Origin of the sequence: Anaerotignum sp. MB30-C6 (assembly GCF_030908465.1) — a bacterium.
In the GTDB taxonomy this organism is placed as follows: Bacteria; Bacillota; Clostridia; order Lachnospirales; family Anaerotignaceae; genus Chakrabartyella.
Map to the genome: position 1 here is coordinate 2386099 of NZ_CP133078.1, position 17299 is coordinate 2403397.

A 17299-nucleotide genomic window follows, 5' to 3' on the forward strand; every position below is an offset into this window, starting at 1 on the left:
AACATGTGGATACCTCTTTTTTGTAGATACTCAAATATGGGAATAACTCTAGATTATTCTTACCATTTTATAACCTTTCCTCCTCTTCCGAGAATAGTGATTCTTTAACCATAAATACATTCAATTTACTCATACCTCTTTTGGCTTCTAATCAAAAATCTTATACTTTGTATAGCTCCTTTGATCCCAGTAATAATAAATAGTGATTAAATCACTTTACAATTAATACCCTTTAAGGTATAGTAAATCCTACTATAAAAATATGAAAGGAGCATTATTATGGGTTTTTCCGCAGAAATGAGTGTCCCTATTCTCACAGTTTTCTTCCAAGGACTAATTAGTTTTTTCTCCCCCTGCATACTGCCCTTGGTTCCACTATATATCAGTTATTTGGCTGGCGGTGCGAAAACAGTTGCCCCTGACGGAAGCATTTCTTATCCAAGAAAGCAAGTAATGGTAAACACCATTTTCTTCGTTCTTGGTATCAGTTTTACTTTCTTCGTTCTTGGCTTAGGGTTCACTTCCCTTGGGCAGTTTTTTAACGACAACCGTATCATGTTTGCAAAAATCAGCGGTATGATTATGGTGTTTTTCGGCCTCTACCAAATTGGCGCTTTTGGCCGCTCCGAAACAATGGAAAAAGAACATCGCCTACCTTTTCGCTTAGATAAATGGACAATGGGTCCCTTGCCCGCTTTACTTTTAGGTTTCACCTTTAGTTTTGCTTGGACCCCCTGTGTTGGCCCTGCTTTAGGAAGCGTTTTACTTATGGCAAGCTCTTCAGGATCCTCAGGGACTGGTTTTGCCCTTATTGGCGTATACACCGTTGGTTTTATTTTACCCTTTTTGGCGGTAGGATTCTTTACCCGAAGTGTATTGGGCTTTTTCAAACAGCATCAATCCGTGGTACGCTATTCCGTTAAAATCGGTGCTATTTTGTTGATTGTTATGGGTATTATGACTTTTACCGGTTTTATGAATGGTTTTACCAGCTATCTGTCCGGCAGTAACACAACCACAGTTGAAGAAAGTGTTTCCCCCGAAACAACTCCAGAACCAGCTCCAGAAGAAACTGTGGTTATCCCTGCCCCTGATTTCCAATTGGTAGATCAGTTTGGCAATACCCACACCCTATCTGAGTATAAAGGGAAAACAGTTTTCCTTAACTTCTGGGCAACTTGGTGTCCACCTTGCCGTGGAGAAATGCCCCATATTCAAGAAATATATGAAGAGTATGGGCTGAACAAGGAAGATGTAATAATCCTTGGTGTGGCGGCGCCTAACCTTGGTAGAGAAAAAAATAAAGATACTATAATCTCTTTTTTAGAAGAAAATGATTATACCTTCCCCGTAGTCATGGATGAAGACCATTCTCTTTTCCAACAATATGGCATTAATGCCTTCCCCACCACCTTCATGATTGATGAAACTGGTGCAATCTATGGCTATGTGTCAAGTGCTCTTAGTAAAGATGCTATGAAGAGCATTATTGAGCAAACAAAAAATGGAGTTCAAACTCAGAACGAATCCTCAACAGCCGAGTAACGATACAACGAAAATTGGCCCAAAAAGGGTCGACTCATAGGGAGGTTCCAGAAATTAAGAGGTAGACCCAAAACTATCCAGGAAGATTAGTAGAGAGTTTATTTTCTTAAGCATCCCTATGATGGTAGAAATCCCCAAGCACTTTTTACAGTGCTTGGGGATTTTTCTAGCCTACAACAATCATCCTGATGCCTGGTATAAGGGGGAAGTTGAAATAGAAGAAACATCCCAATTTTTATTTTTTCCTCATAAAAAAAGTCAAAGATTTAGAAAGTATTCCTGCCGAAATAAAATATTTAGGCCTACTGACCCATCTAACCTGATGTCATATCTTCACATCACCCCCTTCCCCAACTTTATGGTAACCCTGATTTCTATGGAATAGGCAACTATTTGCTAAAAAATAGCACAATTTTTTCTCCTTAAAAAATTATGTTAAATTTAATTTACCATGCTTAAATAAAATATTTTGTTCAAATTTTATTTTGTCTACGAATAAACATAAAAATTATTGCTAATTTAGAAATGCGTTTACTTGTTTAAAAATTACAGTAAGCTTTATAATAACTCTACCACTTTCAAGTTCAACTATACAATTTTTTAAATTCCATCTTTCATTTTTTAAATATCATTTTTTTTAAGATTTTTAGCCTAGCATTCTTCCTAAAAAGTTCTTTTCTGTCGACTAGTATTTTATACCGAATACTCAGGTTCCCCTTGTCATTACTTTCTGTATTTTTAAACAAAGTATTTTTTTATGAACAATCCACATTGATTTTACTATGCAAAATAGCATACTATTTTTTTATGTTAAGCATAATCGAAAGTGAGGTGTCCTAAGTGGAAAATATCTTGTTAGAAAAACTCCCTGAAGATTTACGCAGCATCCTTTTGGATGAATTGCTGCAAAATCCCTTTATGGGTGTTAACATTACAGATGGGAAGGGCATGGTTCTTTTTGTAAATAAGACTCACTACAAAATAACTGGCCATCCTCCCGAACTTTACCTAGGCCGAACGATGCAAGAAATAACCGATGACGGTTTAATTTCCGAGTCCGCCACCTTAATCTCTTTACATTCGAAACAAACAACACATATCAGTCAAATTTCATCCCATAAAAACCGATTTTTTCAGGTAACAGCAATTCCCGTTATGGATCATAAAGACAACGTTAAATACGTGATCAATTATCTGATTGAAGTATCTGACTTGGTGAAACTTCGAAACCAGCTTCAGGATACCCAAAGTTATAATCAAGAGCTTATGAATAATAACGAACTCTTGCGAAAAAAGCTGAATCGCTCTGGTGAATTGGTTTATCAAAGCACCATTATGCAAAATGTTGTAGAAGCCGCTGCAAAGGTTGCAGAACATGATGTTTCCGTACTCATCACGGGCCCCTCCGGTGCAGGCAAAGAAATGATAGCAAACCTTCTTCATACCCATAGCAACCGTTGCAAAGCACCCTATGTGAAAATCAACTGCGCCGCCATACCCGAGCAACTTTTGGAAAGTGAACTTTTCGGCTATGAGCCAGGAGCTTTTACAGGGGGGAATCCCAAAGGCAAAAAAGGCCTTATCGAAAATGCCCATACGGGTACCTTGCTATTAGATGAAATTGGGGAACTCCCCTTAATTCTACAATCAAAACTGCTTCGAGTATTACAGAATCATAAGCTGCGCCATATTGGGGGCAACAAAGATATTGAAGTAGACTTTCGTCTTATCACTTCCACAAACGCAGATTTAAAAGCAATGATACAAGAAAAAACTTTCCGAGAGGATTTATATTATCGGCTTAATGTAATTGAGTTGAAAATGCCTGGCCTTGAAGAGAGAAGAGAAGATATCATTTTGTTAATCAACCACTTTTTAAATCTCTCCAACGCAAAACATAATACATCGAAAACCTATCAAAAAGATTCCCTACACTATTTGGCATCCTGCAATTATCCTGGCAACGTGCGAGAACTGCAAAATATTGTAGAAAGAACGGTGATTATGAGTACAGGTGTCATCATCACATTAGCGGACGCCCAAATGGCTGCGGGTTATCTAAAACCTATTACTGGGGATACCATGCCTATGGACACCCTCTATCCAGATATTGATGACGGAAAATGTCTGAAGGAAATGGTCGCAGATTACGAAAAATGGGTTCTCAGTCAATATCAAAAGAAGTACAAAAGCGGAGCAAAAATGGCAGAAGTCCTTAAGACCGACCAATCTACCATCTCTAGAAAACTATCACGCTACCACATTTCGAGTATCTAAGTGATATCTTGAAAATCAATATCATATGCATATTTGCAAGAATTCATGTTCATTTACAGTTTTCTTGCAAATATGCCAGATTTAAACAGAAACACCATCCTTTCAAAATTCCTTTGAGTCCTATGGCTTTTTGGAGCTTTTCTTACAAAACCTTGTAGAAAAAAATGCATTTTTGCATAATATAAAATTCCAGTTCACAAAATCAAATTAATTATTCTAAAAAAGAAACAGCATTTATCTTCTAAACTTTCATTTTTTTGAAAAAAGTAAGATAATATTTAAAAAACCCACAATAAAAAGCAAAAATTATTGTAAATCATATACATTTTTCAATTTCATTCTCTAAAAAATTAGTTTTGGCATGAAATATGCTGTATTTTATAGTATCGCGATAACTAATTTTATGCTATTCAACGGTGTTGTTGGAGGCAAATTAAGAAGGAGTTGTTTAAATGTATCTTTGCGACGTAAACAGGATGGAAGATAAAATCAAAACCTTTGCTAAATTCGGTGATGCAGGACATGGTGGCATTACCAGATACTCCCTTTCTCCTGAATCTATTCAAGCTAGAGATGAATTTGTAAGAAGAATGACTGCAATTGGTGCAACCATCGAAACAGATGACTTGGCAAATATGTATGCCACCATTCCCGGTTCCGATCCAAATGCAAAAAGAATTGTAATGGGTTCCCACTGCGACTCAGTAAAAAATGGTGGAAACTATGATGGCATTTTAGGCGTTATGGGTGCAATGGAAGTTTTAGAAACTGTTGTTAAAGAGAACATTCCTCACAGGCACCCCTTAACTGCAATGATTTGGACCAACGAAGAAGGCTCCGAATTCCCTCCTTGTATGATGAGTTCTGGCACTGTTTGCTATGACTATATGCCAGAAAGATTTAGAGATAACTTTGAGTTCAGTAAAATGATGGCTTCTAGATCTATTTTAGATCCAGAAATAACTTTTGGTGAAAAGTTGTCCACATTTAAGTATAAAGGCGATAAGGCTAATAGAATCAATCCTAATCAGTACAAAGCTATGTTTGAACTTCATATCGAGCAGGGTCCTATTCTGGAAGATGCCGGAAAAGATGTAGGTGTTGTTACATGTGTACTGGGTCAAATGTTATATCGGGTTAAATTTTACGGCCAAGCAGCCCATGCAGGCACATTCCCTATGAAAAAAAGGAAAGATGCTTTCCATGCAGCTTCTGAGGCTCTTTGTTACTTGCATAATGAAATCGACAAGCTAGGATATGAGGATTTGGTATACACAACGGGTGAGGTTGTAATTCATCCTTGTGTAAACACAGTTATCCCAGATTTTTTCGATTTTTCTATCGACGTAAGACACGAAAATCCCGAAGTCTTAAATCAGGTTCGTGAAATTCTTGCAACCCTTGAAACAAGACAGTGGCAGGGATGTAAGTGTGAAGTTGTTCTTGGTTGGAACCGTGATACCGTTTACTTTAATGAAGAATTAATCGGCTATGTAAGAGACGCCGTAGCAGAAACCGATATTCCTTATATGGATATTAATTCTGGTGCAGGTCACGATGCTCAGTACATATCTTATATGATTCCTACTACAATGATTTTTGTTGTATCTAAAGATGGTCTGTCTCATACAGAGGTTGAATACTCTACTCCAGAACAGTGCACCAATGGTGCAAGCGTTATGCTAAACGCAGTTTTGAAAGCAGATAAGGCAGAAGATTAATGAACTTACACTCGGTGGGTGCCCCCTCACCCCACCGAGAATTACTTTTCATAAGGCATATGTAACAGCCTCTATCTTTTGAAAGGAGCATATTATGAATCCCATTTTATTAACAGCCGATACATTAACAAATAAGGCTTATCTAGATATTGCTAATACACCGATGATGTGGGTAATGGTAATTCCCACCGTAATTATGGTTTGTATTCAAGCTTATGTTTTCATACAAGACGCAGTTAAAGCAGGCCCTATTGTAGGTCTAACAAAGCAAGACACCAAAGAAGCAATGCGGGCGGGTGCCATTTGTTCCATTGGCCCAGGCCTATCTATGTTTACAGTCATGATTGCATTAATGAGTATTTTAGGCGGTCCCTTTGCGTGGTTACGCCTTTCCATTATTGGAACCATTACAACAGAAATGTTAAGCGCAACTGCCGCTGCCACTGCAATGGGTGTTGATTTAGGCAGTCCGGATTATGGTATCACCGCATTCTCTTGCGCTGTTTGGGTTATCACATTAAATACCTGGGGCTTTTTTATTGTAAACCTTCTGTTCGCACACAGGATGGAAAAAGTAAAAATGGCAGTCGAACGTCACGATGCGAATATGTTTGATGCTGTTGGTCTTTGTGTAATGATCGGTTGTGTGGCTATGTTCCTTGCTGGCCAAATGGTTGGGGGTACAGGCAAATTTGTTGCAGCAATCGCAGGTTTTATTATCATGACAATTCTGGTACTAGTTTCTGATAAATACCCGAAACTGAAAGAGTACAACCTCGGTCTTGCTATGTTGGCGGCAATTTTTATTGCACAGTTTGTTGTTCAAATGGGAGGTTGATAAGATGTATACTATTCAGAATAATGCGGATATTGATAAAGTATTTTATAAAGAATATACAGTAAAAATGATTCGAAGAGGACGTATAACCACATTGATTGCTGCCTTACTTACCTTTCTTCCTGCGTTATATTTATGGTTGGCCTTGGGCTATAAACCTTCTTGGGGTCTTATTGGTCAAGGTTGGGCAATTATCGTTTCATCTTACTTAATTATTTATTTTGTGGAACCATTAGGGTTCTATCCTGTAATGGGTCTTTCCGGTATTTATATTGGTTATTTAGCAGGTAATATCCCCTCTGTTCGTTTACCAGCAATGCTTTCTGCACAAGCCGCAACAGGTTGTGATGCCGGAACAAAAAAAGGCGAATTAGTTGGAACAATTGCCATTGGTATGTCTGTATTTGTGAACTTAGCCTTCGTTACCTTCGCCGCCGTTACAGGTGTCGCAATTTTAAATGTATTGCCTTCCTTTATTGTTAGTGCCTTTGACTATACATTGCCTGCAATTCTTGGTGGTGTAATTGCGCAATACTTTAAGAAAAATAAAGTGTTTGTGCCTCTAATCTTAATTCTTTGCGTTATCTTGCAAAAGGCTCCCCTTCCCAATATCACAAAATTCCCTAGTGCTATTCTACTTAGCTTTCTTATTGGGTATTACTTGTATCAATCCAAAAAGAAAAAACAATGAAATTCCCTCAAATCAAAAAAACACTTGGGTGGCGGAATAATTTCTGCCGCCCACCTTTTCTATCAAGGTTTATTTTCATATAAACCGAAGGTAAACTTTGATAGAAAATTAAGAAATAATATTATGCCGTGGCGTTAAAGAAAGGATGATTTTATGAACCAGTCTTGCATTAGATTATTTTCCTTCCGACCTGAGAACTATCACCAAATGGCACATTATTTAAATGAGATGCTAGAAAAAGGCTGGCGCCTACGCTGGTGCAAAGGAACCTTGGCTGGATTTGAGAGAGCAGATAATAACAACCTGCACTACATTGTAGATCCCTACCCGATTTCCTCTCTTCTAAATTTCAAAAAATTTCCTAAATATCGATTAAATGAATATATGGAGAACGGGTGGTATGCCGTTGGTAAAAGCAAAGGTTGTTACATTTTCTGCAGTGATGATGAAAATCCAGAGCGACCTAGTTTGGAAGAAAATATGAAAGAGTCCATCATAAAGACTTGTTACAAGGGATCTCTTGTATTTGCCATTATTTTACTCATTCTCCTAGTCAAGTCATTCACCACTCCTGCAATCTTATATAGTATCCTTTTAACGGATTTTTATATTCTGCTGTGCGGACTTGTATTGTTTTTAATTTCATATCATTTTATTAACGCAATACTACTAGTAACTCAAAAAAAGCAGTCTACAAATAATAAACGATGTAAAAGGTATCTCATTCACGATGTTATGTTATTTTTTTTCTTGATTTTAGGAATTCTGTTACAGGCAAGGCATGAAACTTTTATGCTGCGTTATTTACTTCTTCCCATTTTTGTTGTGGGAGTTGGGTCTATTATTTTAATGGTTGTGTCAAAGCGTGCAAAAACGGCCAAAGAAAGCAATAAACGCCTAACTCCTGTCATTTGCATGATTGGTGTAGTGTTGCTTATCCTAATCCCTTTATCTGTACAGCGTTTACAGGAAAGCAGTTTGACAAATAAAAGGAATCGTGCCCAAGAACTCCTTACTAGCAGCCATCTTTTTCCTGTTGCACATCTAAAAGATTTTGTGCCAGTGCCAACTGTAAAAAATGCCATTAAAGAAAATAACTCCATTTTAGGAGTGAATACCCTCTATGCCGAAGAGCATAACGACTTATCTGTATTCACAAATTTTACAAAGATGAAATCAAGCACTCTTGCTAAACCAATCTTTAACTATTTACTTATACAAACTGAAAAGGAGCAACAAGCTAATTTCCAAGAAAACACCTTTAATGGTGTTACATATTATAGCTTAGAAAAAACAAACACCATCTTGTGTCAGATAGATCATGTTGTTTATCTCTGCACCACTCCTTCTAGCATATCAAAAGAACAAGTTTTAGAATTGCTGCTTTCCTACTCATTGTGAAAAATTTTAAATCTGCAGGGCATGGAATGTAATTGCTTAACAACTCTATCCATTCCATTTTGCTGTAAAAGCTAAAATACTTCGTTCAGTCTATTTATAAACTAAATATCCCCATAGCAAAAAGCGCCACCCAATAAAGAGGCGGCGCTTTTTGAATATTAGAAAATAACTATGAGGTACCTATTTTAAGAAAATCAAGATTATAATTTTCCATCATCTTTCATCTTTGTGTATAAAATCTGTTCTACAGAAATACCTTTCCATTGTCCATAGATATAACGACTTTTAATAATCAAGAAGAATATAATACCCAACACTGTCCAGATACCCAAAATAATGAAAGAAGGTATCGATAAGAATCCGGGCATACCAGGAATAAATGTAATAATTAAGAAGATAGAAGCGACAGCAATACCTAATGCACTAATCCACATCTGCAGTTTATCCCCATCTCTTCTGGCAATCTTTGCCGCTGCTGCACATGTGTATGTAAAGCCCATTGCCGCACCAACACAAGTCATATCTACAATCCAAGCCAGTACCTGACGACCGAACCAGGGGGCAATCAAAGCCAGAACCATCATGAAAAGGATACCGTTCTTAGGTGTTCCCTGAGGTGTCAAATGAGCGAATTTCTGAGGCAATGCATCTGCATAAGCCATAGAGTAAAGCAGACGGCTGGAAGCAATATAAAAACCGTTCATACTAGCGACTACCGCACAAAGCATTGCAATACCGATAAAAACTACACCAATGTAACCAATGGATTTCATAACCATTTCACCAGTTGCCCAGTCAGGGTTAGAAGCTAGCATAGGGCCCCAAGGATCTACAACAGCTGTGATAAATATAACTGCGGAGTAGATGATACCGCCAATTAAGATAGCAGTAACCATTAAGCCCAATGCCGCCTTATGAGAGAAACTATATTCTTCGGCCGCCTGAGGGATACAGTCAAAGCCAACGAAACAATATGGGGCAAAAGCAAGTACTGCAAGAACTCCTGAAAACTTTGATTGTCCTTCCAAGAAAAGAGGCTGCAAGTTGCCAAAGTCTGGTTTTGTTAACAATACACCAATCAAAGCAAACATCACCGAAGCAAACAATGAAACTGCAACCAGCGTTTGGAACCAGCCAGCACTCTTGATACCACGCATATTTACAATACCCAAACCGATAATAAATGCATAAGCTAAAGCGATTTCACCAAGGTATATGTCCCAACCTGCAATGGTGTATAAATAACCAATCTGCAAAGGAGAACCAGGCAGAATATAACGTGAAATCATAGCCAATGCGGTAGAGTTCAATGGAATCAGCGACCAGTACGCCAAAACAATGAACCAACCACAAATAAAAGCATGTTTTTTACCAAAAGCTGCGTCGGCGTAAACGAATTCACCACCAGAAAGAGGAAACTTTCGAATCATGTAACCGTAGCTAACACAGATAATACACATAATCACTGCACCCAGCATCATCCCTATGATAGAACCAATAGGACCAGCCTTTGGCAAAAAGGACGTTCCTGGCATTACGAAACAGCCCCACCCAATAATTGCACCCAAAGCCAATGACCAAATATCAATCTTGCGTAAGTCCTTCTTAAATGCACCTTCTTGTTGTTGTTGGTTTCCAGACATAGCCTTACCTCCCTAGATTTAATATTTCTTACCACGCACAATAATAACAAAACTTATAATTGCTTTTGTGGTGATCTGGTGGATACTTGCTCCACTGAGCACCTCCTTGAGAACCCTGCCAAATTCCCGAGGCTTTGTTTCCTGAATGAAGCGAAGGTGTTGGGAATTAGGGATAGTTTCTTCCACTCCCCTCGGTATAAAAAAACCCCATTTCAGATCTTTTTTTATAGAATTTCACTATTATGTATACATATATATACATCTAAATCAACGGTATCAATAATATTTAATAAATTATTCATATTATCCTTTAATTTTTTAGTTATATTCTATAATTTAATTCTAATATAGTCCATCCAGTTAATGTATAGTCAATAAGAAATTTTTTTCTTCCTCTTTTTTCAAATCACTTCTAAAACCTAAAGTATCCCCTCAGAGGACTGTTTTGAATTCTGCAAAATTTAATTTAGTTCTGCTAAATAATATAGATTCTAACAGCAATTCAAGTCAAAACTAGCTGATAACAGCGGACAAAGAATTTTTTTTAGTCTTCTTGTTTATTTCTACAAAAATAACCCCTGCAGATTTGCAATAATAAATCTCCCAAACTTTTATGAACCTAAAATATTTTTTTATGTATGGGCATCAATATTTCTGTTATACAGCACATTAATCCAACTAAGTTGGAAAACTCCTATGTTTTTTTAGCCCTCCCTCCATATAGTAAAATTCTCCTCCTAAGGGCATAAAAAACTCAGAATCTCCTTTCGTAGTCTGTTTAAAGCCCTACCTTCGACTCCAATGTTTACGATGAACCCAAACATCAAAAGCTCTAAAACTCTTGCTTCAAAGGGGCTCGTGGAGAAATTTAAGCAATAAAAAAGGGACCACAGTACAAACAAGTTGTACAATGATCCCTTGTAACGAACAAGCATATCAGCTTATAGGTATAATAACTTTCGTAATATGGTTCTCCTCATTATTAATATCCACAGGAGAGATAATGTATTCCTCTGAAATTGGGCCGGCAACTGTATACCCTTGTTGATTCAGCCATTTAATCGCTTTGATATGGGTTTGAATAATTTCATCATTTCGCCCGATATGTAAAGCAGTTACGGCTTTAAAATCGCCAAACCGCTTAAACTCTGGCAGGTCATCTCGGGTTTCGTTAATTTGAATACAAATCTCCAAATCACAGTCGGTTTTAAAAAACTGCTCTAAAGGATTGTTATGGTAAGTTAAAATAACAGGCCCTACCATACGCAGCTTATGTTGCGACACCATTTCAAACAACTCAAACCATCGATCCACGGAAACGTCGTTGTTTTTATAATTCTTTTTCACACGCCTTGTAAACAATACGTTTCCTGTGGGTATATCTTCGACACGAATTCCTTCTGTTGACCAGTTAGACTGCTCAGTTTCTAGAATGTTATGACCCTTTTCCAAACGATCAAGCAAAAGTTGCCCTTCTGAATATTGGTCATTCAATGATTCTATCATCTTGCTTATCTCAAGTAATCTTTCTCTAATGCAAACACCCATAGCCGCTGCATTTCTTTGAGAAACAATTTGGCTTATCTCCTTAAGAGGAATGCCTAAATGCTTTAATTTACGAATAATGAATAACGTTAAAATCTGATCTTGGGTATAGTAGCGATAGTTGCTATCACATTTCCTATACTCTGGTACTAAAAGACCAATTTTATCATAATACCGCAGCGTTTTAATAGGTACATTACAAAGTGTAGAGACTTTACCGATCGAATAGTAGTTTTTCCCGTCGGACATATGGCCGTCCCTCCTTGCATTTAGGTTATGATACATGCTATCCCATTCAGTATACCACAACGGAAAGGATGACTCAACCGAAAACGATGGTTCGATCTTCGCTTTTCTAGGGAAATCAGATGACATTATTCTCTTCAAGCGCCTTGACTTCTTCGGCAGAAATACCTAATACTTCTGAGTAAATAGAAACATTATCTTCACCGAGAATGGGGGCACCTTTCTGAGCTTTATCTTCTTCACCATGAATCTTAATAGGAGAACCGGGAATACGAATTGTTCTATTGATTCCTGGCTGATATACTTCCCAAAGCATATTTCTTTCTTTAATCAAAGAATGCTCGGAAATTTCGGGAATTGTAAGAATAGGACCAAAAGGAATCGAACATCCGGTGATGATTTCTTCCAGTTCAGCAACAGTCTTTGTTTGCGTCCATTCTTCAATGATAGGTTTCAGGTCTGTCAAGTAGTTGTCGCAACGGTCAAGATTTGTCTTGAAGCGAGGGTCTTCAATTAACTCTTCTCTACCCATTGCGCTACAAAGGGCTGCAAACATCTTGTTTGTGCCGCACCCCATAACAAAGTCTGCATCTTTGCCATGGAAGGAATCAAAAGGTGCAATACTTGGATCTTGGTTGCCTGCACGGTGAGGATGTTTTCCAGCGATTGTATATTCAACAACAAAGTTTTCCATTGTAGAATAGAGTGTATCCACCATAGCTACGTCAACACGACGTCCAACGCCAGTTTTTTCCCTTTCATAAAGGGCCATCAAAACGCCCATGCACAGATAAGCACCTGTATAACTATCCCCAACAGAAGGTCCAATTTTACAAGGAGGGCCATCTGCAAAGCCAGTTACACTCATCATGCCGCTCATGGCCTGAGCAACAATGTCATAACAAGGACGAGAAGCCAAATCACCTGTTAGGCCAAAGCCACTAATCGAACCGTAGATAATACGAGGGTTGATTTCTTTTAAAACGTCATAAGAAAAACCCAATTTTTCTAATACGCCCACTTTATAGTTTTCACAAACTACGTCAGCTGTTTTTACTAGCTCGGTAAAAATCTTCTTCCCTTCTTCGGAAGCCAAGTTTAATGTAATGCCTTTTTTGTTACGGTTAATATAAGCATAATAGCCGCTATAATCATTTTCCATAGGCCCCCAAGCTCGTGTTTGATCGCCAGAGCCGGGACGCTCAATTTTGATTACTTCCGCACCATGGTCAGCGAGGTTCATAGTACAAAAAGGCCCACTGTAAGCCTGTGTTAAGTCTAGTACACGTATTCCATCTAACGGTCTTTTCATGGTTTTTCATCCTCTCTGTTAACATAATTCTTATTTTATCTAGAAAAAACGTCACTTTTGGGTGAAAAAGAAAGAGCGGATTGTATCCGCTCCTTCAAAATATCACCAAGACTTACTGAGGCTTTCTAGCATCTTTGAAGGAAGATTCCTGCGCACCTCTCTGAAGATCTTTTTTAATGAACAAGCTGCCTGTTGCTGTACCACACAGTAAAGGAGGCTCACAAGCTGTTGCTGCTGTGCTGGCAACACCTGTCATATCAGCATCAGTTCTATTTAACATTGTAGCAACTTTCCAAGCCTCAAATTTGCATTCGTAGGACTGGTTGCCAACTTTTTCAATCCAGCCATGGTATTCCATAAAGTCACCCACATATACAGGAGCTGTAAATTGGATGTCTTTATAGCCTAAGAATAAGCTGATGTCGCCATCTACATAAACCATAAGCTCTGTACCTACGTCGCCCCACTGATTTACGATTCTAGCACCATTAACTAAATCGCCTACATAATGACTATCTTTTACGCTCATCATTGTGTGATGTATAACCTTTTTACCTACCATTGAGAATTCCTCCTTTTAAATTATGTATAATTTGATTGGGTTTGTTAAGTGCTTTCCTTAACTTGACTTAAGTTTATCCGATACAGCAAATGGAATGTCAACAGTCCCAAAAAAAATTTTTTGGAGTTTAAATACGCAATTTATAAAAACCGTCCCCTTAGTGGATTGTTACTAACATCTTGAGAAATCCTTAAAAAATCACCGATTTAAGGTATTTGTTGACCATAAAAATGAAGCTATACCTTCAATTTGGCACTTTTACATGAAATTTAACTGGAGAGTTTTTTTTGAATTAAACATGCAAAAATAATAGAAAACCTCGTAATATTTGTTAGTTTGCACACTAATTGAAAAATCTCCCCTGACAATAAGGATATAAAACAGGCAAGTTCTAGTTTTTTTTTGGTTCATTCGTATACTAACTATTTTTTAGAAAGAGAAATACAAAAAGAAGGGGAGAGTTTGATTGAAAGTGATAAGGTTCTTCTAAAATAGCATCCTTACACTCCAATCCAAACTCGCCCCTACGCAAGATCATTTTTTTGTATTATATTTTCTTTTTCCTTCATTCATGCCAAAACCACGAAATAAAACCCCTCTACTCCTGTCCTACTAAAAGAACATCCTCAGGAATTTCAAAAGGGTCAACCTCATTAAAAGAATCACACTTCATCCCAATACTTGCATCTTCTACCTGAATGTTCATGTCCGTGTCTAATTGATTTACGCCGATTAATTCCATGGTCTTATCCATTACCATTTGCATCAACTTCGTCATATCCATTTTATATTGATAAACCAATCCATCCTGACTGATCCATAGAGTAATGGGCAGCCCGCCAACTTGAGCATACATATCTTTCAACTCCTCCTCTGAAATCCCAACACTTTGAGCAGAAGTTAAAATTCCGGATTCTATAACTATTTTTTCCATGGCATCGCCTTTTAATATTCCCTCCACCTGAACTGTGGGTATATCTCCAATTTTCTCTGTCCCCTTGTCCACAGGTTCTTCTATTGTGGTAAGATATTGAACGATATTTTCATAAACATGATATTGCCCAAGGCTATCTCTTTCAATTTTACTATTAAACCATCCAGTTCCCGTGTTTGCATAGGAGGTGACCCCATTCTCATCTTCCTTCACATACATTTGCATAACTGTATCCTGAGGCCCACCATTCATCATACTGGAAGATACATCCAATTTCATTTTCAATGGCTTTACAAAAGCCGTAATATCGGCAGTTGTAACTGTGGTAACCTCCTCCTCAGATAGTTTCATCTTTACGTTCATATCCATTTTCGCCTGGAGACTTGTTACCTCCCCCATTTTCACTCTAGCGCTCTCCACCAATTCCGAGGCACTTTTTTCACCGTTGGTACACCCCGTAAAAGCCATTACTGCCATAATCATCAATGCTAAGTAACTTAGCCTAATCTTCATTCTCATTTCCTCCATCTAATTTATTTTTTCGCCTTCTGTAACTTTTGCCCTCCAACGCAATATTCAAGTAAAAAACACTCGTTACACTTTGGTCGCCTTGCAACACAAACTTTTCGTCCATGGGCAATCAACTGCGTATTAATTTCAATCCACTTATCCTTAGGAACAATTTTCATTAAATCAAACTCTATTTTTACAGGATCATGATTTTTGGTTAGCCCCAATAGGTTTGAAAGACGCTTCACGTGGGTGTCAACAACGATGCTTGGAATACCATACCAATTCCCCCGCACAACGTTTGCAGTCTTTCTTCCCACTCCAGCCAGAGCCGTTAACTCCTCTAAATCCGAGGGAATCCCCCCGTCATGCTCCATTAAAAGCCTTTGGCAACAAGCAATAATATTTTTTGCTTTATTATGGTAGAAACCCGTAGAGTGAATATCTTTTTCAAGCTCTTTTAAGTCCGCCTCTGCAAAATCCTTTACTGATTTATACTTTTGAAATAGGTCTTTTGTAACAATATTAACCCGATCATCCGTGCATTGGGCTGATAAAATCGTAGCAATGAGCAATTGCCAAGGATTTTCATGGTCCAAATAGCATTTTGTAGGTCCATAGTGCTCTTTTAATAAAATAAGAATCTGTTCAACTTTTTCTTTCTTTGTCATATTCCCATACTCCTTCCCGAAAGAAGTATATTTCCCGAAAATACCGAAGATTTCCTAAGAAATATTTCCCTTTTTCTTTCATGCTGTAAAACGAAAGCTTTTGCCGCCGTTTTTTCAGCTCTACCGCTGTTTTCTGTGTTTCCAATTCACTTAAATTTCACATCGAGAACTGTTTTAGAAAAGAGACCTTCCTTATTATAAGTTCCCGTAGTTTTATTACTATAACATATATTGCTCATCATTTGAATACGAATACCTTTTTTAAGATTCTTTCCCAAAACAGACTTTTTTGCTTCTTTAACTCTGGGAATCGGCTCATTTTTCCAGTGTAAAACAACTCATTTTTCTCCCCGTTTACAAAGTCTGTTTAAACGGAAAGTACCTTGTCAACCTGAAACTCTCCTTTGTTTTGTTACATTGACAAAAAATACAGCCTATACTATGATGAACCTAAGAGGAGGTAATCATGTGGAGCCAAATATTTTCAAAACTGCGGATATAAAATCAACGCAAAAAAGACGTCTGCTGCTATTATTACTTCAAAAGCAGCAACGCCCAATGACAGCGGAAGATCTATATGAAAAGGCAAAACTTTTGGTTTCTATTAACCTTTCCACTGTCTACCGAAACTTAAACACCCTTACTGAAAAAGGTGTACTGTCTCGTACCATTCGCCAAAATGGAAAAGCTTATTATACTTTCATTTCCCATGTGCACTGTCATCGTTTGATTTGCACCTCTTGCAATGACATAATATCTGTTGAATCCTGCCCATTAGGAGAATTGCAGGAAACCTTGGAGCAAGAAACGGGCTATCAAATTTTGGAGCATTCTTTAGAATTTAAAGGTATTTGCCCAGAATGTAGATCAAAAAAATAAAAGAACTCTGCTAATTTTTTTTGCATGAGTTCTTTTTTGTTTACTTATTGTCCAAAATCTGAATCGTCAGGTTTTATATTGTCATGCTTCGGGCTGGTATAGCTTAATGCTCGTTTACTATCGCAAATCCCCTTTGTTGTAGGGTCATTCACCACTCCAACTATGGCCAGAATGATACTTACTAATAAGAAAGGATTACTGGCAACATACTTTATTTCTTCTAATACCATAGACCAAGTGTTAAAATCCTCGGGTCTAACGCCTAGTGTAGACGAGATAACACCAAATAAACCAATCCAAAACATAGGGTTTTTAAATCGCACTCGCCAATTAATTTTCATTTTCCTCCCCCCTTTAAAAGTTCAATTTTAAAAATACCCCTACTACAATATATAAAGAAAACTGTCCTTGATTTCCTAAAATTGAAAATTAAAATTTAAGTAATAACTAAAATTGGGATGAAAAAAGCCGCCCTTCAATAAATTTGAAAAGCGGCTTATCTTTTTTATTCACAATAGTTAGAA

The 17299-nt window shown here is 37.6% G+C and carries 14 protein-coding genes; 7 read left to right on the plus strand and 7 right to left on the minus strand.

What is annotated here, in order from left to right:
• The first annotated feature begins 279 nt into the window (after window positions 1-279).
• The 6 genes from RBQ60_RS11620 to RBQ60_RS11645 all read left to right on the plus strand — a co-directional run bounded on the left by RBQ60_RS11620 (window position 280) and on the right by RBQ60_RS11645 (window position 8473).
• Complete coding sequence (locus RBQ60_RS11620; protein ID WP_307883857.1) at window positions 280-1545, plus strand: cytochrome c biogenesis protein/redoxin; 1266 nt, start codon at window positions 280-282, stop codon at window positions 1543-1545.
• Window positions 1546-2385: 840 nt separating this feature from the next.
• On the plus strand, window positions 2386-3822 hold the full coding sequence (locus RBQ60_RS11625; RefSeq protein WP_307883858.1) for a sigma-54 interaction domain-containing protein: 1437 nt from the start codon (window positions 2386-2388) through the stop codon (window positions 3820-3822).
• A 452-nt stretch (window positions 3823-4274) separates the two neighbouring features.
• On the plus strand, window positions 4275-5543 hold the full coding sequence (locus tag RBQ60_RS11630; protein WP_307883859.1) for a Zn-dependent hydrolase: 1269 nt from the start codon (window positions 4275-4277) through the stop codon (window positions 5541-5543).
• A 94-nt stretch (window positions 5544-5637) separates the two neighbouring features.
• Entirely contained in the window at window positions 5638-6381 is a 744-nt protein-coding gene (locus tag RBQ60_RS11635) for a DUF5058 family protein (RefSeq protein WP_307883860.1), read from the plus strand.
• 4 nt (window positions 6382-6385) lie between these two features.
• Window positions 6386-7072, plus strand: a complete 687-nt coding sequence (locus tag RBQ60_RS11640; protein WP_307883861.1) for a hypothetical protein — start codon at window positions 6386-6388, stop codon at window positions 7070-7072.
• A 153-nt stretch (window positions 7073-7225) separates the two neighbouring features.
• Window positions 7226-8473 (plus strand): DUF2812 domain-containing protein, encoded by a 1248-nt coding sequence (locus RBQ60_RS11645; RefSeq protein WP_307883862.1) that lies wholly within the window; start codon window positions 7226-7228, stop codon window positions 8471-8473.
• Between the two features lie 200 nt (window positions 8474-8673).
• Here the strand turns inward: RBQ60_RS11645 and RBQ60_RS11650 are convergent, their stop codons facing one another.
• The 6 genes from RBQ60_RS11650 to nth form a co-directional block, all read right to left on the minus strand.
• Window positions 8674-10116: an APC family permease gene (locus RBQ60_RS11650; protein WP_307883863.1), complete on the minus strand. Its 1443-nt coding sequence runs from the start codon at window positions 10114-10116 to the stop codon at window positions 8674-8676.
• A gap of 936 nt (window positions 10117-11052) precedes the next feature.
• Entirely contained in the window at window positions 11053-11910 is an 858-nt protein-coding gene (locus RBQ60_RS11655; protein WP_307883864.1) for a MerR family transcriptional regulator, read from the minus strand.
• A gap of 115 nt (window positions 11911-12025) precedes the next feature.
• Window positions 12026-13219, minus strand: coding sequence for a CaiB/BaiF CoA transferase family protein (locus RBQ60_RS11660; RefSeq protein ID WP_307883865.1), 1194 nt, complete (start codon window positions 13217-13219; stop codon window positions 12026-12028).
• A gap of 112 nt (window positions 13220-13331) precedes the next feature.
• Complete coding sequence (locus RBQ60_RS11665) at window positions 13332-13781, minus strand: hotdog fold domain-containing protein (protein ID WP_307883866.1); 450 nt, start codon at window positions 13779-13781, stop codon at window positions 13332-13334.
• A gap of 598 nt (window positions 13782-14379) precedes the next feature.
• Entirely contained in the window at window positions 14380-15228 is an 849-nt protein-coding gene (locus RBQ60_RS11670) for a DUF6612 family protein (protein ID WP_307883867.1), read from the minus strand.
• Between the two features lie 20 nt (window positions 15229-15248).
• On the minus strand, window positions 15249-15896 hold the full coding sequence (gene nth, locus RBQ60_RS11675; protein ID WP_307883868.1) for an endonuclease III: 648 nt from the start codon (window positions 15894-15896) through the stop codon (window positions 15249-15251).
• 468 nt (window positions 15897-16364) lie between these two features.
• Between nth and RBQ60_RS11680 the strand changes: the two genes are divergently transcribed.
• Window positions 16365-16775 carry a Fur family transcriptional regulator gene (locus RBQ60_RS11680; protein WP_307883869.1) on the plus strand — a complete coding sequence of 137 codons (411 nt, stop codon included), beginning with the start codon at window positions 16365-16367 and terminating at the stop codon, window positions 16773-16775.
• A 44-nt stretch (window positions 16776-16819) separates the two neighbouring features.
• Here the strand turns inward: RBQ60_RS11680 and RBQ60_RS11685 are convergent, their stop codons facing one another.
• Window positions 16820-17116: a phage holin gene (locus tag RBQ60_RS11685; RefSeq protein ID WP_307883870.1), complete on the minus strand. Its 297-nt coding sequence runs from the start codon at window positions 17114-17116 to the stop codon at window positions 16820-16822.
• Window positions 17117-17299: the final 183 nt, after the last annotated feature.

Bases quoted from the DNA above. Each gene is read 5' to 3' on its own strand.
- RBQ60_RS11620 (WP_307883857.1), top strand. From the start codon at position 280: ATGGGTTTTTCCGCAGAAATGAGTGTCCCTATTCTCACAGTTTTCTTC.
- RBQ60_RS11630 (WP_307883859.1), top strand. From the start codon at position 4,275: ATGTATCTTTGCGACGTAAACAGGATGGAAGATAAAATCAAAACCTTT.
- RBQ60_RS11635 (WP_307883860.1), top strand. From the start codon at position 5,638: ATGAATCCCATTTTATTAACAGCCGATACATTAACAAATAAGGCTTAT.
- RBQ60_RS11640 (WP_307883861.1), top strand. From the start codon at position 6,386: ATGTATACTATTCAGAATAATGCGGATATTGATAAAGTATTTTATAAA.
- RBQ60_RS11645 (WP_307883862.1), top strand. From the start codon at position 7,226: ATGAACCAGTCTTGCATTAGATTATTTTCCTTCCGACCTGAGAACTAT.
- RBQ60_RS11650 (WP_307883863.1), bottom strand. From the start codon at position 10,116: ATGTCTGGAAACCAACAACAACAAGAAGGTGCATTTAAGAAGGACTTA.
- RBQ60_RS11655 (WP_307883864.1), bottom strand. From the start codon at position 11,910: ATGTCCGACGGGAAAAACTACTATTCGATCGGTAAAGTCTCTACACTT.
- RBQ60_RS11660 (WP_307883865.1), bottom strand. From the start codon at position 13,219: ATGAAAAGACCGTTAGATGGAATACGTGTACTAGACTTAACACAGGCT.
- RBQ60_RS11665 (WP_307883866.1), bottom strand. From the start codon at position 13,781: ATGGTAGGTAAAAAGGTTATACATCACACAATGATGAGCGTAAAAGAT.
- RBQ60_RS11670 (WP_307883867.1), bottom strand. From the start codon at position 15,228: ATGAAGATTAGGCTAAGTTACTTAGCATTGATGATTATGGCAGTAATG.
- nth (WP_307883868.1), bottom strand. From the start codon at position 15,896: ATGACAAAGAAAGAAAAAGTTGAACAGATTCTTATTTTATTAAAAGAG.
- RBQ60_RS11685 (WP_307883870.1), bottom strand. From the start codon at position 17,116: ATGAAAATTAATTGGCGAGTGCGATTTAAAAACCCTATGTTTTGGATT.